This window comes from Isoptericola sp. NPDC019571, from assembly GCF_044389385.1.
Classification (GTDB): domain Bacteria; phylum Actinomycetota; class Actinomycetes; order Actinomycetales; family Cellulomonadaceae; genus Isoptericola; species Isoptericola nanjingensis.
Window position 1 is genome coordinate 372,119 of sequence record NZ_JBIRXZ010000002.1, and the last position, 24,198, is coordinate 396,316.

The following is a 24,198-nucleotide window of genomic DNA, read 5'->3' on the forward strand; positions in this document are numbered from 1 at the left end:
GTCGGCGTCCTGCGCCAGGGTGGGGGTATGACATTCCGCGACGACGACCCCGACCTGGCCCGCGACGTCGACCGGGCGTGCCGGTGCTCCGGCACCTTCAGGCTGCGCAGCGGGCAGACGGCGTCCGAGTACTTCGACAAGTACCTGTTCGAGACGGACCCGGTGCTGCTGGCCCGTGTCGCGGCGCGGATGGCGCCGCTGGTCCCGGACGGCACGGACCTGCTCGGCGGCCTCGAGCTGGGTGGCGTGCCGCTGGTGACGGTGCTCAGCGCGCTGACGGGGCGGCCCGCGCTGTTCGTCCGCAAGGAGGCCAAGCGGTACGGCACCGCGAAGTTGGCCGAGGGCCCGCCCGTTGCCGGGCGACGGGTGACGCTCGTCGAGGACGTCGTCACCACGGGCGGCGCGGTCCGCGACGCGACGCTCGCGCTGCGGGCCGCCGGCGCTGTCGTCGAGACTGTGCTCTGCGCGATCGATCGCAGCCCGGCCGCCGCCGAACCCCTCGCGGACCTGGGGCTCGAGGTCCGCGCCGTCCTCACGAAGGCGCAGCTCGACGCCACGCTCGCCTGAGCGCCCCGCTCCCCACCACCGCCACGGACGACCCCGGAGAACTCATGACCGACGGCCACGCGCGCCCGCCCCGCCGCCCGACCGCTCCTGACGGGTTCCTCGTCGTCGACAAGCCGGCGGGCTGGACCAGTCACGACGTCGTCGGGCGGTGCCGCCGGCTGGCCGGGACGCGCAAGGTCGGCCACGCGGGCACCCTCGACCCGATGGCGACGGGCGTGCTCGTCGTCGGGGTCGGGCGGGCCACGAAGCTGCTCACCTACGTGGTCGGCGCGGACAAGGCGTACGACGCGACGATCCGCCTCGGCGTCGCCACCGCGACGGACGACGCGGAGGGCGAGGTCGTCGAGGCCCTCGGGGTCGGCGCCGGCGTCGACGGCGCCGACCTGGCACGCGAGGTTGCCGTCCTGACGGGGGACATCCGGCAGGTGCCCACGACGGTGAGCGCGATCAAGGTGGACGGCAAGCGTGCCTACGCGCGCGCCCGGGCGGGGGAGGACGTGGTCCTCGAGGCCCGCCCGGTCACCGTGAGCCGCTTCGACGTGCTCGGCACACGCCCCGCGACGACGGACGACGGCGTGGCCGTGCTCGACGTCGACGTGACCGTGGTCGTGTCCTCGGGGACGTACGTCCGCGCGCTGGCCCGCGACCTGGGCGCCGCGCTCGGGACGGGCGGCCACCTCACGGCGCTGCGCCGCACGAGGGTGGGCGGCTACGAGCTCGCCGCGGCACGCACGCTCGAGGAGCTCGAGGCCCAGGCGGACGCCGACGGCGTGCTCGCGACGCTGCCGCTCGCGGAGGCCGCCCGCGCGACGTTCCCGGTGAGGGAGCTGACGGCCGACGAGGCTCGCGCCCTCGGCTACGGCCAGTGGGTGCCTGCGAGCGGAGAGCGCGGCACGGTCGCCGCGATCGGCCCGGACGGCGTGCTCGTCGCACTGCTGGAGGACACCCGTCGCCGCGGCGAGGCGCTGGCGAAGCCCGTCCTCGTCCTCGCCCCGGCCGGCGGCTGAAGCGCACCCCGCGACCGGCGCGGTCGGGGGCGTCCGTCAGGCGTGGAGCGCCGGCTCGCCATGGCGCGCGGCGCGCTCCAGCGCCTCGTCGCGCGCGGCCTCGGCGTCGGGCTCGACGCCGCCGGCGGTGCGCAGGTGGCCCACCAGCGACAGGAGCACCCCCGCCGCGGCCCAGAGGCCGAGGGCGAGCCAGGCGGGCGCGGCGTCCGCCGACGGGAAGTACGACAGGTCGCGCAGCAGGGTGGCGCCCGCACCCGGCGGGAACCACTGGCCGATCTCGCCCCAGTGCCACGGGAGGAACTCCGGCGGCATGGTGGCGCCGGAGATCGGGTTGGCGGCGAGCATCATCGTCACCGCGCCGACCGCGATCCCGGCCCGCCCGAGCAGCGCCACGAACCCGGTGATCGGCGCGGCCACGGCCGCGAGCGCGAGCGCCGCGGCCCCTGCGTTCGTCCACCAGTCGCCCTGCAGCGCCCCGAACCACGACTGCAGCACGGCCACGAGGACGCCCCCGCCCACCGCCGCGTACACGGCGACGGCGAGCACCCGGCGCAGGGCGCCCACCACCAGCACGGAGATCGCGATGCCGCCGAGCATCCCGCCCAGCAGCAGGGGGAACATCGCCGCGGTCAGGCCGGTCCCGCGCGGGTCGTCCGGGGACAGGGGGACGACGTCGGTCACGGTGACGGACGGGGCGGCGGCCGGGTCACCTCCGGCGGCGGCCGCTTGCTGCGCGAGACCCGCCTGCAGCCGGGGCGCGAGCCCGGTGAGGAGCTGGTTCGTGACGCTGCCGGCCGCCGAGGCCGTGAGCACCTCGGGCGCCTCGCCGAGCACGATCGCGCCGTAGGCGTCGCGCTCCTGGATCGCGGCGACGGCCGCGTCGCGGTCCGCGACCGGGAGGAGGTCGACGGCGCCGGGCTGCGCCTCGACGAGGGCGGCCCCCACGCCGGCGACGGCCTGCGGCGGGCCGGCGACGGCCACGGGGAGGTCCTTCGGCTCGGCCGTGACGGCGGGCCAGGAGAAGGCGAGCACGAGCACGCCGACGACGGCGGCGACCGCGACGCCGAGGCCGACGACGCGGCCCCACGGCGTGTGCGGCGCAGGGCGCTCGACGGGTGGTGCGGTGGTGTCCGAGGTGGACGACATGGGGGGCTCCCGGAGGTGCGAATCTCAAAAAACGAATGTTCGTTCTTTATCGCAAGAGTGCGCGCCGGTCCCTAGACTTGTCAACCGTCCGCCACCGCCCTCGGGAAGGGGTCCGATGCCACGTGTGACCGACGCGCACCGCGAGGCGCGACGCGCGCAGATCCGGGCGGCGGCGCTCCGCGCGTTCACGGCCAAGGGATACCAGCGCACCTCCATCTCCGACGTCGTCGCGGAGTCGGGGCTGTCCGCGGGGGCGATCTACGGCCACTACGACGGCAAGCAGGCCCTCTTCGCCGCCGTCGCCGAGGAGGTGCTCTCCCGGCGCGGGGCGGAGATCGAGGACGCCTCGGGCACCGGGGGGCCGCCCCCGCCGCTGACGGTGCTGACCATCCTCACGGGCGGCATGAGCCGGGACCTCGAGGACGGCCGCCTCCTCGTGCAGCTCTGGGCGGAGTCCACCGTCGACGAGGTGATCCACGACGTCGTCCAGGAGGTCGTGTCGACGCTCAAGGGCGTCCTCCGCGGCGCGCTGCGCACCTGGTACGCCACGCGGCCCGACCTCGCCCCCGACGGCCCGGACGCCGCGGCCGAGCTCCTGCTGCCCGTGATGCTGGGCCTGGGCCAGGGGTTCCTCATGCAGCGGGCGATGCTCGACGACTTCGACCCCGAGCGGTACCTCGCCGCCGCCGCGGCGGTGCTGCCGCGATGAGCGGGGCGCGCGTCCGTCCGGTGCGGGATCGTCGGTCTATTCTTGACGGTCGGTGCCCGCAGGGGGCGCCGGCAGCCGACCTCGACGAGACGGAGCGCGACGCGTGCAGGTGTTCACGGACCTGGACCAGGTCCCCGGCGGCTTCGGCCCGTCGGTCGTCACGATCGGCAACTTCGACGGCGTCCACCGCGGCCACCAGGCCGTGCTGGGGCGCCTCGTGGACCTGGCCCGCGCCGACGACCGCCTCGCGGTGGCTCTCACCTTCGACCCGCACCCGGCCCAGGTGCACCGTCCGGAGACGGCGCCCGAGCTGCTGACGGGGCTGCGCGACCGGCTCGACCTCCTGGCCCGTGCGGGCCTCGACGCCGTGCTGGTCGTGCCGTACACGCTCGATCTCGCTGCGCAGACGCCGGAGGAGTTCGTCACCCGCTACCTGGTGGACGGCCTGGGCGCGCGCTCCGTCGTCGTCGGGCACGACGTCCGCTTCGGCAAGGGCAACGCCGGCACGCTGGCCACGATGGTGGAGCTCGGCGGCACCCACGGCTTCGAGGTCGTGGCCGTGGACGACGTCGGCGAGTGCGCGCCCGGCAGCGCCGGGGCGCGCGAGCGCTGGTCGTCGTCGGCCGCGCGGGCGCTGCTGGCGGAGGGTGACGTGGCCCAGGCGGCCGAGGTGCTCGGCCGGCCCCACCGCGTGCGCGGCACCGTGGTGCACGGGGACGCGCGCGGGCGCGAGCTCGGCTTCCCGACGGCGAACCTCGGGCACGCCGAGGGCATGGTCCCCGCCGACGGCGTGTACGCGGGCCGGCTGCTGCGGCCGCAGCTCGCGCAGGAGGACCCGGGCAACCCTGACGCCGACCTGCCCGCGGCCATCTCCGTGGGCACCAACCCGACGTTCGACGGCGTGGAGCGTCGCGTCGAGGCCTACGTGCTCGGCCGCGATGACCTGGACCTGTACGGGGAGACGGTCGTGCTGGAGCTCGTGGAGCGGCTCCGTCCCACGCTGCGGTTCGACGGCGTCGAGCCGCTCATCGAGCAGATGCACGCCGACGTCGCGCGGGCACGCGACATCCTGCGCTGAGATCCCGCGCTGCGATCCTGCGCTGACGCCTCCCGCGACGCGGGAGCGGGTGAAAGCGCGCGTGACCGGTCACGGGCGCGGTCGGCGGCCCTCTCTCCTGGCGTGACGGAGCGGGCGTGCCCGGTCCGTGGGCCGCGGTGGTACCGCGGACCCGTCGCGGCGTGCCATCGCACTCCCTGATCCACTGCGGTGGCCGCGTCGCAGCGCGCTGTCCCGGGCCGTCTCCCTCCCTGAGCGGCGGCGGCCCGGGACTCGCCCCGCGTCGGGCGGCGCCCGGCGCCCGCTTCTCCCGAGAGGGGCAGAGCCATGGCGGCTCAGCAAGCCATCGAGCAGGAAGCGCCCGAGCCCGGGCACGACCTCCACTCGGACCCGGTCGGCCGGACGGTGCGCAGCGTGCGCCACGGCGGCCAGGTCCGCCCGCGCCCTCGACCCCGTCCGCGACCCGATCCCGACCCGGGGTCGTCGCCCGCACCCCTGCTGCACGAGACGGAGCTCGCCGTCCTGCGCGACATCGTCGAGGACCGCTTCGAGGCGACGACGTCGTTCGACTACCTCTTCCGCGGCCTGCGCGGGCGCTTCCCCGCCGCTCACCTGCCGGTCGGCGACGGCGACGACCCGCCCGAGGGGCCGATCGGTGGACCGACCGTGGACGCGGTCGCCGCGGCGCTGAAGAAGCTCGGCGCGGGGATGATCGAGCCGGCAGGTCCGCCGAACCCGGCCCTGGACTCCACGGTCCCCGCGATCTACACCTACTGGGGTCAGTTCATCGACCACGACATCACCCTCAACACCAACGGGCCCGACGGCCCGCCAGGGGCGGGGGAGCGGCCGCGACCCGGTGACCTGGTGCTGGGCGACATCGTGTCCGACCCGTTCACGGCGTTCCCGCCCGAGGTCGTGGTCCGCAGCCTGCACAACGGCCGGCACCCGTTCCTCAACCTCGACAGCCTGTACGGCAGCGGACCGCGGTTCCCGGGCGAGCCCGGTCGGAGGACAACCCGCAGCGAGGCCGCGTACGCCACGACCGACCCGACCAAGCTCGCGCTCGGCCGCGTGGCGACGACCCCGATCCCGGGGTTCGAGCTGGTCCCCCCGGGCGACGACCCGCAGCGCGACCTGCCGCGGTTCTCGTCCGAGGAGATCGCGGAGCTCGACGTCCCCGAAAGCGACCGACCGGCCCCCGGGTCCGCGAAGATCCCGGACGGGCGCAACGACGAGAACCTCGTCGTGGCCCAGCTCCACCTCGGGTTCATCCGGTTCCACAACGCCGTCGTCGAGTGGGTCCGCCGCACCGAGCCGTGGCTCACGGTGGACGAGCGGGCGGTCTTCGACCGCGCCCAGCAGCTCACGCAGCACCACTACCAGTGGCTGGTCGTGCACGACTACCTGCGCACGCTGACCAAGCCGGGGGTGCTCGACGAGGTGCTCGTGGAGCCCTCCCTGCTGTTCCGGCCCCGCCGCAAGATCGCGATGCCGCTCGAGTTCGCGGTCGCGGCCTTCCGTTTCGGGCACTCGATGGTGCGGGGCGGCTACGACTACAACCTCAACTTCGGGAAGGTCGCCCCGCCGGCCGCACCGCCGCGGGCCGCGTTCGGGAGCCTGGTGCAGCTGTTCGAGTTCACCGGCGGCGGAGGCCTCGTGCCCACGGGCGCGCCTCCCGGCGAGGTGCTCCCGTCGAACTGGCCGATCGACTGGGCCCGGTTCGTCGACAAGGGCGACCCGGACCGCCGGCGCTCGGCGGCGAAGATCGACCCGTTCCTCGCCAACGGCCTGGCGACGATGCTCAAGGAGGGCAACGACCCGGGCCTGGCCCCGGGGGTCAGCGCCCTGCTCAAGCAGCTCGCGCAGCGGAACCTGCTGCGCGGGTACTGGCTGTCCCTGCCCACCGGCGAGGCGGTGGCGGAGGCGCTGCACGTGCCGGCCCTGACCCCCGAGCAGCTCACCCGGGGTGCGTCCCAGGACGTCAAGGACGCCCTGTCGGCGCTGGACGGGACGCCGCTGTGGTACTACGTGCTCAAGGAGGCGGAGATCCAGGGGAACGGCAACTTCCTCGGGGACGTCGGCAGCCGGATCCTGTGCGAGACCTTCGTCTACCTGCTCCGGGCCGACGACGCCTCGTACCTCTCCGTGGGCTGGACCCCGGCGCAGGGGGTGCGGATCGACGGCGGGAAGATGATCACGACGATCGGCGACCTGCTCCGCTTCGCCGGCGTCCTGGCCCTCGACGACGGCACGACGTTCCGCCAGGTCGGCGGGCTCCCGGCGGGGCACGACGGGGACTGAGCCGCTCGTCGTTGTGTCGTGGCACACGTCGCGCCGCCCGCCGGGATCCGGCGGGCGGCGCGCTGGTAGCATGGTGGGGCCGTACGAACGGCCGCGGATCCAGAGCGCCCCGGTGAACGAGTCCCGGAGCACCGCGCAACGACACCGAAGGAGAGCCATGCCGCTCGACGCTGCCACCAAGCAGTCCATCATCACCGAGTACGCCACTCACGAGGGCGACACCGGCTCGCCCGAGGTGCAGATCGCGCTCCTCACGCAGCGCATCAACGACCTGAACGAGCACCTCAAGGAGCACAAGCACGACCACCACTCGCGTCGTGGCCTGCTGCTCCTCGTCGGCCAGCGCCGCCGCCTGCAGGCCTACCTGCAGAAGATCGACATCGAGCGTTACCGCGCGCTGATCCAGCGCCTCGGTCTGCGCCGCTGACTCCGCCTGCCAGCCCGGTCACCCTCGCGGGGGCCGGGCTGGTCTGGTGTGATGTCCCTGTCATAACCACCATCGCGCCGCCGGATCCTCGTCCGGTCCTCGGTAGTGGCCCCCCGAACCGTCCGGCCCCGCGGCCGGGCCCGGCTCCGTGGGCCTCGATCGAAGACCGCCGAGCCGCGGCGGCGCCCTCGAGATCAAGGAGGGCACCCGTGGAGGGTCCCGAGATCCAGTTCGCCGAGGCCGTCATCGACAACGGCCGCTTCGGCACCCGCACCGTCCGCTTCGAGACGGGCCGCCTCGCCCGCCAGGCCGCCGGCTCCGTCGCCGCGTACCTGGACGGCGAGACGATGCTGCTGTCGGCCACGACGGCCGGCAAGCACCCCAAGGACCAGTTCGACTTCTTCCCGCTGACGGTGGACGTCGAGGAGCGGCAGTACGCCGCCGGCAAGATCCCCGGCTCGTTCTTCCGCCGCGAGGGCCGCCCCTCGACGGAGGCGATCCTGGCCTGCCGCCTCATCGACCGCCCGCTGCGCCCGCTGTTCGTGAAGGGCCTGCGCAACGAGGTCCAGGTCGTCATCGACGTCCTGGCCATCCACCCCGACGACGCCTACGACGTCCTCGCGATCAACGCCGCGTCGGCGTCCACGCAGATCTCCGGCCTGCCGTTCTCCGGCCCGGTCGCGGGCGTGCGCGTCGCGCTGATCGACGGCCAGTGGGTCGCGTTCCCGAAGTACTCGGACCTCGAGCGCGCCGTCTTCAACATGGTCGTGGCCGGCCGCATCGTGGGCGACGACGTCGCCATCGCGATGATCGAGGCCGAGGCGACCGACGACGCCTGGAAGCTCATCAAGACCGAGGGCGTCGCCGCGCCGACCGAGGAGGTCGTCGCCCAGGGCATCGAGGCGTCGAAGCCGTTCCTCAAGGCCCTCTGCGAGGCGCAGGCCTCGCTCGCCGCCCAGGCGGCCAAGGAGGTCAAGGACTACCCGGTCTTCCTCGACTACCAGGACGACGCGTTCGCCGCCGTCGAGGACGAGGTCTCCACGACGCTGCGCGACGCGCTCGCGATCGCGGACAAGCAGGACCGCGAGAACCGTCTGGACGAGCTCAAGGAGGGCCTGCTCGGCGCGCTCGGCGAGCGCTTCGAGGGCCGCGAGAAGGAGCTGTCGGCCGCGTACCGCGCCCTGCAGAAGAAGCTCATCCGCCAGCGCGTTCTCACCGACGGTGTGCGCATCGACGGTCGTGGGCTCGCGGACATCCGCACCCTGTCGGCCGAGGTCGAGGTCATCCCGCGCGTGCACGGCTCCGCCCTGTTCGAGCGCGGCGAGACCCAGATCCTGGGCGTCACCACGCTGAACATGCTGCGCATGGAGCAGCAGATCGACTCGCTCGGGCCGGTCACGCGCAAGCGCTACATGCACAACTACAACTTCCCGCCGTTCTCCACCGGTGAGACGGGCCGCGTCGGCAGCCCGAAGCGCCGCGAGATCGGCCACGGCGCGCTGGCCGAGCGTGCCCTCGTGCCCGTGCTGCCGTCGCGCGAGGAGTTCCCCTACGCGATCCGCCAGGTGTCCGAGGCGCTGGGGTCGAACGGCTCCACCTCGATGGGCTCCGTCTGCGCCTCGACGCTGTCGCTGCTCAACGCGGGTGTGCCGCTGAAGGCGCCGGTCGCGGGCATCGCCATGGGCCTCATCTCCGACACGGTCGACGGTGAGACCCGCTACGCGGCCCTGACCGACATCCTGGGCGCGGAGGACGCGTTCGGCGACATGGACTTCAAGGTCGCCGGCACCAGCGAGTTCGTCACGGCCATCCAGCTCGACACCAAGCTCGACGGAATCCCGGCGTCGGTCCTGGCCGGCGCGCTGACCCAGGCCCGCGACGCGCGCCTGACCATCCTCGAGGTGCTCGCCGAGGCGATCGACGTGCCCGACGAGATGTCCCCGAACGCCCCGCGCGTCATCTCCGTGAAGGTGCCGGTCGACAAGATCGGCGAGGTCATCGGGCCCAAGGGCAAGATGATCAACCAGATCCAGGAGGAGACGGGCGCGGACATCTCCATCGAGGACGACGGCACCGTCTACATCGGCGCCACCGACGGCCCCTCGGCCGAGGCCGCCCGCGCGGCGATCAACGCGATCGCCAACCCGCACGTCCCCGAGGTGGGCGAGCGCTTCGTCGGCACCGTCGTCAAGACGACGTCGTTCGGCGCGTTCATCTCCCTCTCGCCGGGCAAGGACGGTCTGCTGCACATCAGCCAGATCCGCAAGCTCGTGGGCGGCAAGCGCGTCGAGAACGTCGACGACGTGCTGTCCGTGGGCCAGAAGGTCCAGGTCGAGATCGGCGAGATCGACCCGCGCGGCAAGCTCTCGCTCGTCGCGGTGACCGAGGACGAGAAGGCCGACGAGCCCGCCGCCGACGCCCCCGCGGAGGCCTGACGCTCTGATGTCCTGGCACCTTCCGCTCGTCCCCGCGGGCGAGCCCGGTGCCGACCTGACCGCCGGGCAGGACGGTGCGACGATCCGTCGCACCGTCCTGCCCGGCGGTGTTCGTGTGCTCACCGAGTCGATGCCGGGCCTGCGCTCGGCCACGGTGGGCGCCTGGGTCGGCGTCGGCTCCCGCGACGAGACCGACGGCCACTTCGGCTCCACGCACTTCCTCGAGCACCTGCTGTTCAAGGGCACGCCCCGCCGCTCGGCGATGGACATCGCCGAGGCCTTCGACGCCGTCGGCGGCGAGGCCAACGCGGCCACGGGCAAGGAGCACACCTGCTACTACGCCCGCGTGCTCGACGCCGACCTGCCGATGGCGGTCGACGTCATCGCCGACATGGTCACCTCGGCGCGCCTCGACGAGGGCGAGCTCGAGACCGAGCGCGGCGTGATCCTCGAAGAGCTCGCGATGAACGACGACGACCCGGGCGACGTCGTGCACGAGGAGTTCTCCGCCGCCGTGCTCGGCACGCATCCGCTCGGCCGGCCGATCGGTGGCACCCCGGACACGATCCGGGCCGTGCCGCGCGACGCCGTCTGGGAGCACTACCGCTGGCACTACCGGCCCGAGACCCTGGTGGTCTCCGCCGCGGGCGGCGTCGACCACGACGCCCTCGTCGGGCAGGTGACGGATGCGCTGACCACCGGCGGCTGGGACCTGGCCGCCGGGGCGGCCCCGCGCGACCGGCGCCCGACCGCCGCCGACCCCGTCGGCGTCCCGACGGAGGGCGTCGAGCTCACCGTGCGGCGCCAGGTGGAGCAGGCGAACGTCATCGTGGGGTCCACGGGCCTCGCAGCCACCGACGACCGCCGCTTCACGCTGTCCGTGCTCAACGCCGTCCTGGGCGGCGGCATGTCGTCGCGCCTCTTCCAGGAGGTGCGCGAGCGCCGCGGACTGGCGTACACCACGTACTCGTTCGCCTCCGGTCACGGCGGGCTCGGCACGTTCGGCCTGTACGCCGGCTGCTCGCCCGCGAAGGTCGACCAGGTCACCGAGCTGCTCGTCGCCGAGCTGGAGCGGATGGCGACCGAGCCCATCACGGACGCCGAGCTGGAGCGCAGCATCGGGCAGCTCTCGGGCGGCCTCGTGCTCGGCCTGGAGGACTCCGGGTCGCGCATGAGCCGGCTGGGCAAGGCCGAGCTGGTGTACGGCGAGCTGCTGACCCTGGAGGAGTCCCTCGAGCGGGTCCGTGCCGTGACCGTCGACGACGTCCGCGAGCTCGCCGCCGACCTGGCCGCGCGGCCGCGGTCCGTCGTGCGCGTCGGTCCGTTCGGCGACTGAGACCGGTCCCGACGACATGAAGAACGAGATCGGAGACTCACCCATGACCAAGAGCATCAAGGTGGCCGTGCTCGGAGCGGCCGGGCGGATGGGCGCCACCGTGTGCCGGGCGGTCGAGGAGGCGGCGGACCTCGAGCTGGTCGCGCGCCTCGACGCCGGCGACGCGGTCGACGCCGACGCCCTGGCCGGCGCCGACGTGGCGATCGACTTCACGGTGCCGGCCGCCACGGAGGCGAACGTGCACGCGGTGCTCGACGCCGGTGCGCACGCCGTCGTCGGGACGACCGGGTGGGACGACGCCTCGCGCGGCCGGGTCACGGAGCACCTGGAGCGCGTCAACGCCGCGCGGGCCGGACAGGACGGGCTGGGCGTGCTCATCGCGCCGAACTTCGGCCTGTCGGCCGTGCTGGCGATGACGTTCGCGGCCAAGGCGGCGCGGTACTTCGAGTCCGCCGAGGTGGTCGAGCTGCACCACCCCGACAAGGTCGACGCCCCGTCGGGCACGGCGCGGCACACCGCCGCGGCGATCGCCCGCGCGCGGTCCGAGGCCGGCCTGGCCGCGATGCCGGACGCCACCGAGACGGGCGTCGAGGCGCGCGGCGCCGACGTCGACGGGGTGCGCGTCCACGCCGTCCGGCTGCGGGGCCTCGTGGCGCACGAGGAGATCCTGTTCGGGAACGTCGGCGAGCAGCTCGTGATCCGGCAGGACTCGTTCGACCGGGTGTCGTTCATGCCCGGCGTGCTGCTGGCGGTGCGCGAGGTCGTCTCGCGGCCCGAGCTGACCGTGGGCCTCGAGAACGTGCTGGACCTGTCGTGAGCGACGCGCCGCGCCGGCGGCTGCCGCGGGGGCTCGCGGGGGCGGTCGCCGTCACCGCGCTGCTCGCGTTGTACGTCTGGCAGATCGCCGGGCGCGGCGTGTCGATGATCGGCACCGGCGAGCCGGTGCTGATCGCGATCGGCCTGGCCGTGCTGGTCATCCCGCTGCTCGTCATCGTGCTCATCGCGCGCGAGTACCGCCTCGCGACGCGGGTGCAGCACATGGCCGACGTGCTCGCGGCCGCGGGCGAGCTGCCGGTGGACGACCTGCCGCGCTCGCCCGGTGGACGGGTGGACCGCGCGGCCGCGGACGCCGCCTTCGAGGAGCGCCGGGCCGCGGCGGAGCAGGACCCGGACGACTGGAAGGTCTGGTATCACCTGGCGTTCGCCTACGACGCCGCGGGCGACCGCCGTCGGGCCCGCGAGACGCTGCGCAAGGCGTCGTCGATGTTCAGGCCGGGCGCGACGTCCTGACCGGGCCGCCGGCCGGGGTCCCGACGGCCGGCGGGCCCCACGGCGTGAGCTGCGCCCAGCAGTACAGCCCGTGGCGCACCTGGCGTGCGCGGTCGGCGAGCCCGCCCAGCGCGACCAGGGCGGGCGCGAGCCGGTCGGCGGCGGGCAGGCTCCCGCCGCTCGCCGTGGCCCACGAGCGTGCGACGTCGAGCAGCCGGTCCGGGGCCGCGGCGGCCAGCGCCTCCGCGAGCTGGTCCGAGACGGCCACCACCCAGGGGCCCTCGTCCGCGCCGTCCACGAGGACGCCGTGCCGCGGATGGGCCGTGACCTCCGCGTACGGCCGCGCGCACAGCGCCTCCGCGACGCGTCCCAGCATCACGAACGGCTCCACCGCCGGCAGCCGCACGGTGTCGAAGAGCGGCCGGCCCGAGCCTCGCGCCAGGACCGACGGCCCCGCCTCCTGGTGCACCACCGTCGCCGCGACGGCATCGGTGGGCGCCGCGAAGTAGTCGGTCACGAGGGGCGCGGCGCTGCCGCCGCGCCGCGCTCCCGGCAGGGACCCCGACAGGTTCATGGGGACACGCTCGCACCCGGGTGCTACGGGCGCGTCACGGCGTCGTGACGACCCGGGAACGGATCGTCGGAACGACTCGCCCGGGCCTGCCGACGCCTACGACGTCGCGTGGCGCGGGAACGCCTGGCGGGCGACGAGCACCGCCACGAGCGCGACGGCGACGATCGCGGCCCCGGTCAGCGCCAGGGCGCGCGGCCCGGGACCGGCGACCACCACCGCGCCCACGGCCGCGCCGAGCCCGATGCCGAAGTTCGAGGTCGCGTTGACGAACGCCCCGGCGATGTCGGGCGTGGCGCCCTGGGTGCGCAGCGCCGCGGCCTGGAACGTGGCGGGGATGGCACCGAACGCGGCGAGCCAGACGCCCGCCGCGACCAGCACGCCGACGGCGCCCGGCAGCGCGAGCGCGACGGCGACGAGGGCCACGGCGATCGCGGCCATGGACGCGATCGTCAGGGCGCGAGGGCTGTGGTCGAGGTAGCGGGCCGCGGCCCAGAGCCCGACCAGCCCGAGCGCGCCGAACACCAGCAGCACCGGCCCGACGGCGGCCTCCGACAGCCCGGCGGCCAGCAGCAGCACGGAGATGTACGTGTACACGGTGTACTGGCCGCCGAAGAGCACGGTGTTCGTGCCGACCACGAGTCCGAGGCGGGCGCGCCCGCGGCGGGCGGCCGCGGCGTCGCGCGGGGCGGAGGGCTCGACGGCGACCGACGGCAGCAGGCGCGCCACCAGCAGGGCGGTCACCGTGCAGACGGCGGCGAGCACGCCGAACGACCAGCGCCAGCCCACCGCGGCCCCGAGCGACGTCGACAGCGGCACGCCGAGCACGAAGCCGAGGGTGCCTCCGGCGGTCACGAGGGTGAGGGCACGGCCGGTGTACAGGGGGCTCACGAGGCGCGCGGCGTACGCGATCGACACGGAGAAGAACACCGCGTGCCCCAGCCCGCCGAGCACGCGCGCGCCCGCGACCACGGCGTACGACGGCGCGACGGCCACCAGCAGGTTGCTCGCCGCGTACGTGGCGAGCGTCGCGAGCAGCAGAGGCTTGCGGGCGAGCGACCGGGTGGCGATCGTCAGCGGCACCGCGCAGGCGGCGACCACGAACGCGTAGACCGTGACCAGCAGGCCTGCCGTCGACTCGCTCACGCCGACGCCGCGCGCGACCTGCGGCAGCAGGCCCACCGGCAGCACCTCGGCGGTGATGGCGACGAAGTTGGCGACGCCGAGGACGGCGATCCCTGCCGCGGCGTCCCGGACGGTGCGGGCGGGGGCCGGGGAGGAGGACGTCACCGCCTCATCCTCCCATCGGCCGTCGCCGGGCGCGGCGGGCGCCCACCACCGGTCAGAGCGCCAGGCCGTGGCCGAACCGGAACAGCGGGTCGGCGGTGTCGAACGCCACGTCCTCGCGGGACGCCTCCACGGCGGCCGTCGACCGGGGCAGGTCGAACGGGAGGCGGCCCTCGGCGGGGACGACACCGGTGAGGGCGTCGAGCAGCGCCGGGGTGGAGGCCCCGAAGTTCGCGACCAGCGACCCGCGGTCGCCCAGCGCCTCGAGCACGGGGGCGAGAATCGCGGGCCGGTCGAGGTAGACGTCGACGACGGTCGGCACCTGCGCGGCGATCTCGGCCACGTGCGCGACGACCTCCGCGGGGAAGTCGAGCGAGCCGGCGTGGAAGAAGCCCTCGAAGCCGGGCCCGCGGTCGACGTACGGCGCCTTGAGGCGCACCAGCGCGACGTCGGCCTCGGCGGGGGAGGCGACCAGGGTCGCGCCCTCGAGCCCGTCGACGACGTCGGCGGCGCCCTCCACGAACACGCGGAGGCCGCGGGCCAGCGGGAGGCGGGCCGCGCCGTCGGCCGCGGACGCCAGCGGGGTCACGGACCGCGACTGGGCGCGCCGCCCCGCGGCCACGAGGTCCGGGTGACCGACGACGGACGCCGCGGCGTCGGCGTCGACGTAGCGGGCGCCGTCGAACAGGCCCAGCTCGAACTTCTCCCGCAGCAGGCGGGCGACGGACTCGTCGACCCGTGCCTCGGTGACCCGACCCGCGCGGACCAGCTCCACGACGAGCTCGGGGCACGCCTCGCCGCCGAGCTGGTCGGCGCCGGCCGCGAGGATCCTCTCCAGCCGGTCGACCGGAGCGAGGTGCTCGACGCCCCAGGCGCGGGCCGGGAACGTCTGGCCGAGGATCTCGGCGTCGGACACCAGGCCCCAGTCGGTGCACACGACGCCGTCGAAGCCGAGCTCGTCGCGCAGCAGGCGCGTGAGGATCTGCCGGTTGAAGCCGAACCCGACCTGCTCGACGGCCTCGGGCCCGTCGCCGAGGTCCGCCTCGAGGCCCACCGGCATGCCGTAGTACGGCATCATCTGCCGCGTCCCCGCAGCCAGCAGCGCCGTGAACGGCTCCAGGTGCTCGGCGAAGCGCCCGCCGGGGTACACCTGCTCGCGGCCGTAGGCGAAGTGCGGGTCCTCGCCGTCCTGCTGCGGCCCGCCGCCGGGGAAGTGCTTGGTCATGGTCGAGACGGAGCGCGCGCCGAACGTGCCGGGCAGGCCGGCCGCGCGGGCGACGTCGCCGGTGGCCTGGAAACCGCGCACGTACGCGCTGCCCATCCGGCCGGTGAGCTCGGCGTCCTCGCCGAACGTGCCGTTCGCGCGGGACCAGCGGGGCTCGGTGGCGAGGTCGACCTGCGGGTGCAGGGCCGTGCGGATGCCGACGGCCAGGTACTCGCGGCGCGCGGCGTCGGCGTGCTCCTCGACCAGGCGCTCGTCGCGGGTGGCGGCGAGGCCGAGCGTCTCCGGCCACTGGGAGAACGGCCCGGACAGCAGCGCGGTGCCGGGGTTGTCGGTGAACGCGTGCCGCGGGTCGGTGGACACCGTCACGGGGATGCCGAGGCGGGTGGACGCCGCGAGCTCCTGGAGCCGGTTGTGCCAGAGCGCGAACTCGCGGGCCGTGGGCGGCGCCATGAGCACGTTGAAGTGCGTCATCTGGCGCTTCACCACCATGTCGGTGGTGGCGGGCACGCCCATCGCGGACGGGCCCTCGGACAGCGCGCCGCCCTCGCCCACCTCGATCATGGTCTGGAAGAGCTGGCCGGCCTTCTCCTCGAGCGTCATGCGGGCGAGCAGGTCGGCCACGCGCTCGGCGACGGGGCGCGACGCGTCGCGGTACGGGGCGTCGGCAGGGACGGGTGCGTCGGCGGTGCCGGTCGGTGCGGTCATCAGCGGGCTCCTCGGATGAACAGGGTGGCCACGGCGCCGAGGGCGACGATGACCGCGGAGATGGCGAACAGGGCGGTGTAGTTGCTGCCGCCGGCGCCGATGGCGAGGAACGCGGGGGCGAGAGCCGGGGCCACGGACTGCGGCAGCGCGTTGGCGATGTTGAAGACGCCCATGTTCTTCGCGGCCTCGGTCTCGGCGTTCGGCAGCACGTCGGTGACGAGAGCGAGGTCGACGGCGAAGTAGGCGCCGAGGCCGGCGCCGAACAGGGACGCCCCCAGGTAGAGCATGCTCGGGCCCTGCACGAGCGCGAACGTGAGGAGGCCGGCGCCGGCCAGCAGGGTGGCGACGACGACGAAGACCTTGCGGCGGCCCGTGCGGTCGGACAGCACGCCGCCCACGAGGGACGCCACCACCATGACGACGGCCTGCACGACCATGAGCCGCAGCTGCCAGCTCAGCGCCGTGGCGTTGTCGAAGCCGAACCGGTCGATGAGGAAGTACAGCTGGTAGGTGTTGTAGAGCGCGAAACCGAACAGCATGAGGAATCGGCCGAGGAAGGTCCATGCGAAGTCGGGGTGCCGTCGCGGGGAGACCCAGAAACCCTTGAGGAACGCGCCGAGGCGGAACGGGGCGACGTCGGCCCGGTCGAGGTGGCGGTCCTTGAGGACGGCCACGAGGGCGAGCACGCCGACGACGGCCAGGAACGTGGGGACGAGGAAGATCCAGATCTCGTTCGCCCCGGCGGCGGTGAACCCGAAGGCGAGCGCGATGCCGACCAGAGGGGCGAGCTGCTGGGCCATGCCGAGCAGGCTGGAGACGCGGGCGCGCTGGGTCTCGGCGACCTGGTCGGGCAGCAGCGCCTGGAGCGCGGCCTGGGTGCCGTTCATCGCGGCCTGCGTGACGGCCCACCCGATCACGACCATCCAGATCGCCGGCGCGAACGCGATGAGCAGGAGGCCGACGGCGCCGAGCAGCACGCCCCACAGCAGCCAGGGCCGCCGCATGCCGAGCCGCGACGTCGTGCGGTCGGACAGGGCGCCGGCGACGGGGTTGGCGACGAAGGCGAAGAAGGCCCCGACGCCGGTGACGAGCGCGAGGTTGGTGGCGCGGGTCTCGGGCGTGGACAGGGCGTCGACCTTGAGCGCCAGCGTGCTGACCACGGGGGTGAGCACCGCGATGTACAGCGCGAAGAACGCGAGGACGTAGGCGACGACCGTCCCGGTGCCGGCGGCGGCGCGGCCGTCCTCCGGGACGTGGGTCGGGGACGCGGGGGACTGGCCGGCCGGTGCGGGGGCCTGAACGTCTGCCATGGACGACTCCTGATTCTCTGCCGGGCCCGCCGTCGGACCCGCGCTCGACCAATGCCTACCGCTTGGTCGGAAAGTGAGGCTACCGCATGGTAGGTATTGGTGCCAAGAGTCCTGGTGGGGCGGATCGACCCGTCGGACGAGCGGGGGAATCGAGGGGAGAATGGTCGACGTGAGCGACACGACGATCGAGGACGAGGCCGCGCCCCGCCGGGGGTACGCCAAGGGCCGGGCCAAGCGCGAGGAGATCCTGCAGGCGGCGATCGGCATGTTCGGAGAGGTCGGCTACCACGGGGCCTCGCTGCGCGAGATCGCGTCGCGGGTGGGCATCTCGCACCCGGGCCTGCTGCACCACTTCCCGACCAAGGCGGCGCTGCTGGAGGCCGTGCTGGAGCACCGGGACGCCGTCGACTTCGCCGACATCGACACCGACCTCGCGCAGGGGCGCTCGTTGTTCGAGGCGATCGTGCGGCTGGTGGAGCGCAACGCGCTGCGGCGACCCGTGGTCGAGGTGTTCGCCGGGCTCGCGGCGGAGGCGACGTCGACGGACCACCCGGCGCACGACTTCTTCGCGGCGCGGTACCGCGACACCGTGTCGCGCATGCGCGGCGAGCTGGAGCGGCTCGGTGACGCGGGGCGGCTCCGCGACGGCGTGGACCCGGCCGTCGCGGCGTGCACGCTCGTGGCGCTCATGGACGGGCTGCAGATCCAGTGGCTCTACTCGCTGGACGGTCCGCGCGCGCAGCGCGTGGACATGGCGGCGGACCTGCGGGCCTACCTCGGCCTGATCGTCGTCGACCCGGCCTGATGGTGTGGGCGCTCGTCCGGCGTGACCGGCGGTCCGGGTAGCGCCGGACGAGCGCCCACGACGTGCGGCGGTCAGGCGTTCGCGGCCGCCACGAGCTGGGCGAGGGTGCCGCGGTCGAACCCGGCCAGGCCGAAGTCGGCGATGACCGCGAGCGGCATGTCCGTGGCCATGGCCAGCAGGCCCGGGTCGACCGGCGTGCCGTCCAGGGCGCCGCGCACCACGGGCCCGGCCACCGGGTGCTCGAGCGCCTCGCCGAGCGTCGACAGCTCGTGCAGCGGGAGGGTGACGTCCTCTCCGACGACGTCGACCACCAGCTCGGCGCGCAGGTCGCGGGACGACGCGCCCACGGCGACGCGGAACTCGCCGCCCTCCAGCACCCAGCGGCGCAGCACGGGGTGCCAGTACGACAGGTCGCGGGCGTCGAGGCCGAACGTCACGACCCGCGACTCGCCCGGCTCGAGGTGCACCTTGGCGAACGCCTTGAGCTCGCGCTCGGGCCGCTGCACCTGGGCCTGCGGGTCGCCCACGTACACCTGGACGACCTCGGACCCGGCGACGGGGCCGGTGTTGGTCACGCGCACGGCGACGCGCACCTGGGCGTCGGCGCCGGAGCCGGTGACCTCCGCCGCCGCGTCGTCGTAGGCGAACGTCGTGTACGACAGGCCGTGCCCGAACGGGTACGCGACGTCGACCTGGCGGGCGTCGTACCAGCGGTAGCCCACCAGCACGCCCTCGCCGTAGCGGACGTGGCCGAGCTCGCCGGGGAAGTTCCCGAAGGCCGGGGTGTCCTCGAGGCGCAGCGGCAGGGTCTCGGTGAGCCGGCCCGACGGCGCGACGGCGCCCGTGAGCACGTCGGCGACGGCGGAGCCGCCGGCCTGGCCGCCCAGCCAGCCGGTGAGCAGCGCGGGGGCGACGTCCTGCCACGGGGCCACCGAGATCGCGGAGCCGCCGGCGAGCGCGACGACGACCCGCGGGTTCGCCGCCGCGACGGCGCGCAGCAGCGCGACCTGGTCGGCGGGCAGGTCCAGGTGGTCGCGGTCGTAGCCCTCCGACTCGTACGCGGCGGGAAGGCCGAGGAACACCAGCACGGTGCGCGCGCCGCGCGCCGCCTCGACGGCCTCGGCGACCAGGGCGTCGGGCGAGCGGTCGTCGGCCGGACCCTCGGCCAGCGTGTACCCCGCGGCGAACGGGAGGTCGGCGCCGGCGGCCGCCCTCAGCGCGGTCAGCGCGTCGTCGAGGCGGGTCGGGTTGACCTGCGAGGACCCGGCGCCCTGGTAGCGCGGGGTCCGGGCGAGCTCGCCGACGACGGCGACGCCCGCGAGGGCGCCGGGCGTCAGGGGGAGGAGGGGTGCGCCGTCGACCGGGGCGTTCTTGAGCAGCACGGTGCCCGCGGCCGCGGCCTCGCGGGCGAGCGCGTGGTGGGCGTCGACGTCGAACGACCCGGGCGCCTCGGCCGCCGGCAGCGACCGGGCGACGAGGTGCAGGACGCGGCGGGCGGCCGCGTCGACCAGGGCCTCGTCGAGCTCGCCGTCGCGCACCGCGGCGACGACCTCGGCGTCGGTGCGCCCGCCGGACGACGGCATCTCCAGGTCGAGTCCGGCGGCGACGCCGGCGACGCGGTCGCGCACCGCGCCCCAGTCGGACACGACGAGGCCCTCGAAGCCCCACTCGTCGCGCAGCACCGTCGTGAGCAGCCAGTCGTGCTGCGAGGCGTAGACGTCGTTCACCTTGTTGTAGGCGCACATGACGGTCCAGGGCTGCGCCCTGGTGACGACGCGCTCGAAGGCGGGCAGGTAGATCTCCCGCAGCGTGCGCTCGTCGACGTCGGCGGACACCCGCATCCGGTCCGCCTCCTGGTTGTTGGCGGCGAAGTGCTTGAGCGACGTGCCGACGCCGAGCGACTGGATGCCCTCGACGAGAGCCGTCGCGAGCTCGCCGGCCACCACCGGGTCCTCGGAGAAGTACTCGAAGTTGCGCCCGCACAGCGGCGACCGCTTGATGTTCACGCCCGGGCCGAGGAGGACCGCGACGTCGTTCGCCCGGGTCTCCCGGCCGAGGGCCTCGCCGACCCGGTGCAGCAGGTCGGCGTCCCAGCTCGACCCGAGCGCGGCGGCCGTCGGGAAGCAGGTGGCGGGCACGCTGTTGCCGAGGCCGAGGTGGTCCGCGTTCTCGTCCTGCTTGCGCAGGCCGTGCGGGCCGTCGGTGACCATCACGGACGGGACCAGCGTCTCGCCGTCGCGCTCGACCGGCTGCGTGTGCCAGAAGTCGACGCCGGAGAGCAGCGAGGCCTTCTCCTCGAGCGTGAGCGACGCCAGCACGTGCTCGACGTCGAACGGGTGGGCGGGGTGCTCGGGGGTGCCGTCCGCCGCGGTGGCGGGCAGGGTCTGGTCGAGGGTCACGGGGCGCTCCAGGGGTCGGCGACGGTGCAACGTCCGCAGCCTAGCAAGAAACCTACCGTCTGGTAGGCAACTGTGGGCGACCGCGCGCCAGGAGGGACACCGGGGGCGGCGTCAGACGGCGGCCGACCAGCGCCGCTCGACCACGTCCCGCACGCCGGTGGCCAGGGTGCGGGACGTGCCGTCCGGCCCCAGGCCTGCCGAGGAGAGGAAGCGCTCGCGCGCGGAGTCGTCGTCGAGCACCCAGGTGACGACCTGCTCGGCGCCGTCGGTGCGGAGCCGGTCGACGGCGGCGGACAGCAGCCGCGAGCCGTGGCCGCCGCGCTGGTGCCGGGGCTCCACCTCGAGCGCCACGAGCTGGCCGGGTCCCACGGCCGCGAAGCCGACGATCTCCGGCCCGTCCAGGGCGACGAGCACGGCGAAGCCGGGGCCCGGGGGAGCGGTGATCGCCCGCGCCCATCGCTCGCGCATGGTGTCGGTGTCGAGCGCGTCGACGACGCCGTCGCCCAGCGCCACCTCGTGCGTCGCGCGCCACGCCGACACCTGGACGCGCGTGACCGCGTCCTCGTCGCCGGGGACGGCCGGGCGGACCGAGACGTCGGCCGTCTCGCGGAAGAGTGCCATCGGGCCACCCTAGTGGCGGGCGAGATGGGAGGATCCGCGCATGTCACTGACGACCGAGGACCGCCTCGCCATCCATGAGCTGCTATCCCTGCACGGCCATCTCGTAGACGCCGGCCGCCTCGGCGACGAAGATCTCGGCCGGCTGTTCGTTCCGGCCGTCCGCTACGACACGTCCGCTCTCGGGGGCCCCGTCCTCGAGGGCATCGCGGCCGTCCGGGAGGCGGCGTACGAGCTCGGGGAGGGCAACCCGGTCGCGCACCTGGTGACCAACGTCGTGGTGGCGGTCGGCGAGACCGACGGCACGGCGACGGCCATGTCGAAGGGCCTCGGCGTCACGGCGTCCGGCGCGGTCGGTGCCGTCACGTACGACGACTCCCTCGTCCGCACCCCGGCGGGGTGGCGCGTGAGCGCGCGCCGCATCACGCCGAGTCGCCGACCGGGAGCGGCGGGCTCCTAGCCCCAGCCGAGGGCCCGCAGCCCCGCCGCGGTGGCGGCCGCGAGCACGACCACGAGGATGAACGGGGCGCGCAGGGCGAGGGCGATCGCCGCGACGGCGAGCGCGGGCACCCGGGCGTCGACGACGAGCGCCTGCCCGTCCGCGAAGGTCTGCACGACCACGAGCGAGACGAGCAGCGCCACGGTCACGAGGGTCGACGTGCGCTGCACGCGCTCCGTCGCGAGCCAGTGCTCGGGGATGAGATGGCCGGCGAGCTTGAGCCCGAAGCTGAGCAGCGAGGCGGCGAGGACGGCCACCCACAGCGCGGTGGTGGTCATGCGGCCTCCTTCCGGTCGTCCGGCGTGCTCGGAGTCGCGACCACGCCCACGACGATCGCGACCGCCGCGGCGGCGAGGACGGGCACGCCCGCGGGGACGACGGGGATCAGCGCGGCGGTGACGACGACGGCGAGCGCCGCGACGACCTGCGCGCGCCGGGCGGCCAGGCGCGGCCACACGAGGGCGAGGAACGCGGCCCCGGCTGCGGCGTCGAGCCCCCAGGCGCGCGGGTCGCCCAGCGCGTCGCCGGCGAGGGCGCCCAGCAGCGTGAACGCGTTCCACAGCACGAACACGCCGATCCCGGTGACCCAGAACCCGGCCCGGGTGGCGGCGCGCTCCCGCTGGCCGACGGCCACCGCGGTCGACTCGTCGATCGTGAGCTGTGCCGCGGCGAGGCGTCGCCAGCCGCGCACCTCGAGCAGCGGCGCGACGACGGCGCCGTACAGCGTGTTGCGCACCCCCAGCAGGGTCGACGTGGCGATCGCGGCGACGGGGGAGCCGCCCGCGGCGACGACCCCGATGAGGGCGAACTGCGACCCGCCGGAGAAGAGCAGCAGGCTCAGCGCCATCGTCTGGGGCACGCTGACGCCCGCCACGACCGACAGCGCCCCGAACGAGATGCCGTACAGGCCGGTGGCCACCGCCACGCTCGCCCCCTGGCGGACGGCGGACCGCACCGCCGGGTCGTGCCCCTGTCCACGTGTCACGCCGGTAGGAAATCACGGCGCGTCCCGGGCGAGAAAAAATCCGGCGCTCAGAGCGCCACGTACACCGTCTCGAGGTACTCCTCGAGACCCGCCTCGCCGCCCTCCCGGCCCAGGCCGGACTGCTTCATGCCGCCGAACGGGGCGCTCGCGTCGGAGACCATGCCGCGGTTGATCCCGATCATCCCGGCGTCGATCTCCGCCCCGACGCGCAGGGCCCGCTGCAGGGACGTCGTGTAGGCGTACGCGGCGAGCCCGTACTCCGTGTCGTTCGCGAGGGCGAAGGCCTCGTCGTCGTCGGCGAAGCCGACGACGGGCGCCACCGGGCCGAAGATCTCCTCGCGCACGGCCCGCGCGTCCCGGTCGACGCCGGCGAGCACGGTGGGCTCGAAGAACGTGCCGGGGCCGTCGGGGCGCCCGCCGCCCGTGAGCACCTGCGCGCCGCGGTCCGTGGCGTCGTCGACGAGCGCGGTCACCTTCTCGACGGCCGGGGCGTCGATGAGCGGGCCGACGTCGACGCCGTCCACGTCGCCGCGCCCGACGCGCAGGGCCGCGAACCGGTCGGCGAGCCGCCGCGCGAACTCGCGGGCGACGGAGTCGTGCACGAGGAACCGGTTGGCCGCGACGCACGACTGGCCGGCGTTGCGGAGCTTCGCGACCGTCGCGCCGTCGACGGCGGCGTCGAGGTCGGCGTCGGCGAAGACCACGAACGGCGCGTTGCCGCCGAGCTCCATCGACGTGCGCAGCACCTGGTCGGCAGACTGTTTCAGCAGCGTGCGCCCGACGGCGGTGGATCCGGTGAAGGACAGCTTGCGCAGCCGGTCGTCGGCGAGCAGCGGAGCCACGAGGTTCCCCGAGCCCGCCGTGGGCACGACGTTCACGATGCCGGGCGGCAGCCCGCGCTCGGCCGCCTCCGACCGGATCACCTCGGCGACGAGCATCGTGGTGAGCGGGGTCTGGTGGGCCGGCTTGATCACGATCGTGCAGCCCGCCGCGAGCGCGGGGCCGATCTTGCGCGTCGCCATCGCGATGGGGAAGTTCCACGGCGTGATCAGCAGCGCCGGGCCGACCGGCCGCCGGTGCACGAGCTGCCGGTTCGCGCCGGCGGGGGCGGTGCGCACCAGGCCCTCGGCCCGGACCGCCTGCTCGGCGTACCAGCGCAGGAAGTCGGCGCCGTACGCGACCTCGGCACGGGCCTCGGCCAGGGGCTTGCCGCACTCGGCGGTGATGAGGGACGCGACGGCGTCGCTGCGCGCGACGAGCCGCTCGTACACGGCCCGCAGCAGCTCGGACCGCTCGCGCGGCGCGACGGCGCGCCACGCGGGCGCGGCGTCGGCGGCGGAGGCGAGCGCGCGCCGGCCGTCCTCCGGGGAGGCGTCGGCGACGTCGAACAGCACCTCGCCCGTGGCGGGGTCGGTGACCTCGAACGTCCGCCCGCCCGAGGCCGCGGTCCAGTGACCGTCGGCGAGCATGCCGGTCGGCAGGTGGGCGACGAGCGCGGGCGACAGCGAGCTCATGCCCCGAGTATGCACAGCGCGCG

General features: G+C 74.7%; 22 protein-coding genes. 12 read left to right on the forward strand and 10 right to left on the reverse strand.

The annotated features are described in order from the left end of the window. The first annotated feature begins 27 nt into the window (after window positions 1–27). Window positions 28–567, forward strand: a complete 540-nt coding sequence (gene pyrE / locus ACH443_RS05065; protein WP_430589641.1) for an orotate phosphoribosyltransferase — start codon at window positions 28–30, stop codon at window positions 565–567. Window positions 568–611: 44 nt separating this feature from the next. Further along, on the forward strand, window positions 612–1,574 hold the full coding sequence (gene truB, locus ACH443_RS05070) for a tRNA pseudouridine(55) synthase TruB (RefSeq protein ID WP_430589642.1): 963 nt from the start codon (window positions 612–614) through the stop codon (window positions 1,572–1,574). 36 nt (window positions 1,575–1,610) lie between these two features. On the opposite strand, the gene ACH443_RS05075 is transcribed toward truB, so the two are convergent. Next, on the reverse strand, window positions 1,611–2,720 hold the full coding sequence (locus ACH443_RS05075) for a hypothetical protein (RefSeq protein WP_430589643.1): 1,110 nt from the start codon (window positions 2,718–2,720) through the stop codon (window positions 1,611–1,613). Window positions 2,721–2,835: 115 nt separating this feature from the next. On the opposite strand from ACH443_RS05075, the gene ACH443_RS05080 reads away from it, so the two are divergent. The 8 genes from ACH443_RS05080 to ACH443_RS05115 all read left to right on the forward strand — a co-directional run bounded on the left by ACH443_RS05080 (window position 2,836) and on the right by ACH443_RS05115 (window position 12,278). After that, entirely contained in the window at window positions 2,836–3,429 is a 594-nt protein-coding gene (locus ACH443_RS05080) for a TetR/AcrR family transcriptional regulator (RefSeq protein WP_430555862.1), read from the forward strand. A gap of 103 nt (window positions 3,430–3,532) precedes the next feature. Next, entirely contained in the window at window positions 3,533–4,507 is a 975-nt protein-coding gene (locus ACH443_RS05085) for a bifunctional riboflavin kinase/FAD synthetase (protein ID WP_429762256.1), read from the forward strand. A 306-nt stretch (window positions 4,508–4,813) separates the two neighbouring features. After that, window positions 4,814–6,790 (forward strand): heme peroxidase family protein, encoded by a 1,977-nt coding sequence (locus tag ACH443_RS05090; protein WP_430589644.1) that lies wholly within the window; start codon window positions 4,814–4,816, stop codon window positions 6,788–6,790. A 157-nt stretch (window positions 6,791–6,947) separates the two neighbouring features. Continuing rightward, window positions 6,948–7,217 (forward strand): 30S ribosomal protein S15, encoded by a 270-nt coding sequence (rpsO, locus tag ACH443_RS05095; RefSeq protein ID WP_429762254.1) that lies wholly within the window; start codon window positions 6,948–6,950, stop codon window positions 7,215–7,217. A gap of 209 nt (window positions 7,218–7,426) precedes the next feature. Next, on the forward strand, window positions 7,427–9,652 hold the full coding sequence (locus ACH443_RS05100) for a polyribonucleotide nucleotidyltransferase (RefSeq protein ID WP_429762253.1): 2,226 nt from the start codon (window positions 7,427–7,429) through the stop codon (window positions 9,650–9,652). Window positions 9,653–9,659: 7 nt separating this feature from the next. Next, window positions 9,660–10,988, forward strand: a complete 1,329-nt coding sequence (locus ACH443_RS05105) for a M16 family metallopeptidase (RefSeq protein WP_430555864.1) — start codon at window positions 9,660–9,662, stop codon at window positions 10,986–10,988. 43 nt (window positions 10,989–11,031) lie between these two features. After that, the gene (gene dapB, locus ACH443_RS05110; RefSeq protein ID WP_430589645.1) at window positions 11,032–11,805 is read left to right on the forward strand and encodes a 4-hydroxy-tetrahydrodipicolinate reductase; all 774 of its coding nucleotides are present in this window, start codon (window positions 11,032–11,034) and stop codon (window positions 11,803–11,805) included. Beyond that, on the forward strand, window positions 11,802–12,278 hold the full coding sequence (locus tag ACH443_RS05115) for a tetratricopeptide repeat protein (RefSeq protein WP_429762250.1): 477 nt from the start codon (window positions 11,802–11,804) through the stop codon (window positions 12,276–12,278). Before dapB ends, ACH443_RS05115 begins: the two co-directional genes overlap by 4 nt. Here ACH443_RS05115 and ACH443_RS05120 read toward each other — a convergent pair. The 4 genes from ACH443_RS05120 to ACH443_RS05135 form a co-directional block, all read right to left on the reverse strand. Continuing rightward, window positions 12,256–12,831 carry a hypothetical protein gene (locus ACH443_RS05120; protein ID WP_430589646.1) on the reverse strand — a complete coding sequence of 192 codons (576 nt, stop codon included), beginning with the start codon at window positions 12,829–12,831 and terminating at the stop codon, window positions 12,256–12,258. The two genes, ACH443_RS05115 and ACH443_RS05120, sit on opposite strands and share 23 nt — an antisense overlap. A 96-nt stretch (window positions 12,832–12,927) precedes the next feature. Next, a complete protein-coding gene (locus ACH443_RS05125) occupies window positions 12,928–14,118 on the reverse strand; it encodes an MFS transporter (RefSeq protein ID WP_430589647.1) in 1,191 nt (396 codons plus the stop codon). A 52-nt stretch (window positions 14,119–14,170) separates the two neighbouring features. After that, the gene (locus tag ACH443_RS05130) at window positions 14,171–16,045 is read right to left on the reverse strand and encodes a glycoside hydrolase family 3 protein (protein ID WP_430589648.1); all 1,875 of its coding nucleotides are present in this window, start codon (window positions 16,043–16,045) and stop codon (window positions 14,171–14,173) included. After that, the gene (locus ACH443_RS05135) at window positions 16,045–17,355 is read right to left on the reverse strand and encodes an MFS transporter (RefSeq protein ID WP_430555869.1); all 1,311 of its coding nucleotides are present in this window, start codon (window positions 17,353–17,355) and stop codon (window positions 16,045–16,047) included. Before ACH443_RS05135 ends, ACH443_RS05130 begins: the two co-directional genes overlap by 1 nt. 169 nt (window positions 17,356–17,524) lie before the next feature. Here ACH443_RS05135 and ACH443_RS05140 point away from each other — a divergent pair, with 169 nt between their 5' ends. Continuing rightward, window positions 17,525–18,160 (forward strand): TetR/AcrR family transcriptional regulator, encoded by a 636-nt coding sequence (locus tag ACH443_RS05140; RefSeq protein WP_430589649.1) that lies wholly within the window; start codon window positions 17,525–17,527, stop codon window positions 18,158–18,160. A 71-nt stretch (window positions 18,161–18,231) separates the two neighbouring features. On the opposite strand, the gene ACH443_RS05145 is transcribed toward ACH443_RS05140, so the two are convergent. Next, entirely contained in the window at window positions 18,232–20,559 is a 2,328-nt protein-coding gene (locus ACH443_RS05145; RefSeq protein WP_430589650.1) for a glycoside hydrolase family 3 C-terminal domain-containing protein, read from the reverse strand. Between the two features lie 111 nt (window positions 20,560–20,670). Further along, window positions 20,671–21,180 carry a GNAT family N-acetyltransferase gene (locus tag ACH443_RS05150; RefSeq protein WP_430555872.1) on the reverse strand — a complete coding sequence of 170 codons (510 nt, stop codon included), beginning with the start codon at window positions 21,178–21,180 and terminating at the stop codon, window positions 20,671–20,673. A 40-nt stretch (window positions 21,181–21,220) separates the two neighbouring features. Between ACH443_RS05150 and ACH443_RS05155 the strand changes: the two genes are divergently transcribed. Beyond that, a complete protein-coding gene (locus ACH443_RS05155) occupies window positions 21,221–21,637 on the forward strand; it encodes a nuclear transport factor 2 family protein (RefSeq protein ID WP_430555873.1) in 417 nt (138 codons plus the stop codon). On the opposite strand, the gene ACH443_RS05160 is transcribed toward ACH443_RS05155, so the two are convergent. The 3 genes from ACH443_RS05160 to ACH443_RS05170 are packed head-to-tail and all read right to left on the reverse strand — an operon-like array spanning window position 21,634 to window position 24,175. Beyond that, entirely contained in the window at window positions 21,634–21,954 is a 321-nt protein-coding gene (locus tag ACH443_RS05160) for an AzlD domain-containing protein (RefSeq protein WP_429762243.1), read from the reverse strand. The two genes, ACH443_RS05155 and ACH443_RS05160, sit on opposite strands and share 4 nt — an antisense overlap. Further along, the gene (locus ACH443_RS05165; protein WP_429762242.1) at window positions 21,951–22,661 is read right to left on the reverse strand and encodes an AzlC family ABC transporter permease; all 711 of its coding nucleotides are present in this window, start codon (window positions 22,659–22,661) and stop codon (window positions 21,951–21,953) included. Before ACH443_RS05165 ends, ACH443_RS05160 begins: the two co-directional genes overlap by 4 nt. Window positions 22,662–22,708: 47 nt before the next feature. After that, window positions 22,709–24,175, reverse strand: coding sequence for an NAD-dependent succinate-semialdehyde dehydrogenase (locus ACH443_RS05170; protein WP_430589651.1), 1,467 nt, complete (start codon window positions 24,173–24,175; stop codon window positions 22,709–22,711). Window positions 24,176–24,198 lie beyond the last annotated feature (23 nt).

What these genes read in the sequence shown, in the direction of transcription:
- pyrE (WP_430589641.1), top strand. Translation starts at nt 28, where the DNA reads ATGACATTCCGCGACGACGACCCCGACCTGGCCCGCGACGTCGACCGG.
- ACH443_RS05160 (WP_429762243.1), bottom strand. Translation starts at nt 21,954, where the DNA reads ATGACCACCACCGCGCTGTGGGTGGCCGTCCTCGCCGCCTCGCTGCTC.
- ACH443_RS05105 (WP_430555864.1), top strand. Translation starts at nt 9,660, where the DNA reads ATGTCCTGGCACCTTCCGCTCGTCCCCGCGGGCGAGCCCGGTGCCGAC.
- ACH443_RS05075 (WP_430589643.1), bottom strand. Translation starts at nt 2,720, where the DNA reads ATGTCGTCCACCTCGGACACCACCGCACCACCCGTCGAGCGCCCTGCG.
- ACH443_RS05130 (WP_430589648.1), bottom strand. Translation starts at nt 16,045, where the DNA reads ATGACCGCACCGACCGGCACCGCCGACGCACCCGTCCCTGCCGACGCC.
- ACH443_RS05150 (WP_430555872.1), bottom strand. Translation starts at nt 21,180, where the DNA reads ATGGCACTCTTCCGCGAGACGGCCGACGTCTCGGTCCGCCCGGCCGTC.
- ACH443_RS05080 (WP_430555862.1), top strand. Translation starts at nt 2,836, where the DNA reads ATGCCACGTGTGACCGACGCGCACCGCGAGGCGCGACGCGCGCAGATC.
- ACH443_RS05135 (WP_430555869.1), bottom strand. Translation starts at nt 17,355, where the DNA reads ATGGCAGACGTTCAGGCCCCCGCACCGGCCGGCCAGTCCCCCGCGTCC.
- rpsO (WP_429762254.1), top strand. Translation starts at nt 6,948, where the DNA reads ATGCCGCTCGACGCTGCCACCAAGCAGTCCATCATCACCGAGTACGCC.
- ACH443_RS05120 (WP_430589646.1), bottom strand. Translation starts at nt 12,831, where the DNA reads ATGAACCTGTCGGGGTCCCTGCCGGGAGCGCGGCGCGGCGGCAGCGCC.
- ACH443_RS05170 (WP_430589651.1), bottom strand. Translation starts at nt 24,175, where the DNA reads ATGAGCTCGCTGTCGCCCGCGCTCGTCGCCCACCTGCCGACCGGCATG.
- ACH443_RS05155 (WP_430555873.1), top strand. Translation starts at nt 21,221, where the DNA reads ATGTCACTGACGACCGAGGACCGCCTCGCCATCCATGAGCTGCTATCC.
- truB (WP_430589642.1), top strand. Translation starts at nt 612, where the DNA reads ATGACCGACGGCCACGCGCGCCCGCCCCGCCGCCCGACCGCTCCTGAC.
- ACH443_RS05090 (WP_430589644.1), top strand. Translation starts at nt 4,814, where the DNA reads ATGGCGGCTCAGCAAGCCATCGAGCAGGAAGCGCCCGAGCCCGGGCAC.
- dapB (WP_430589645.1), top strand. Translation starts at nt 11,032, where the DNA reads ATGACCAAGAGCATCAAGGTGGCCGTGCTCGGAGCGGCCGGGCGGATG.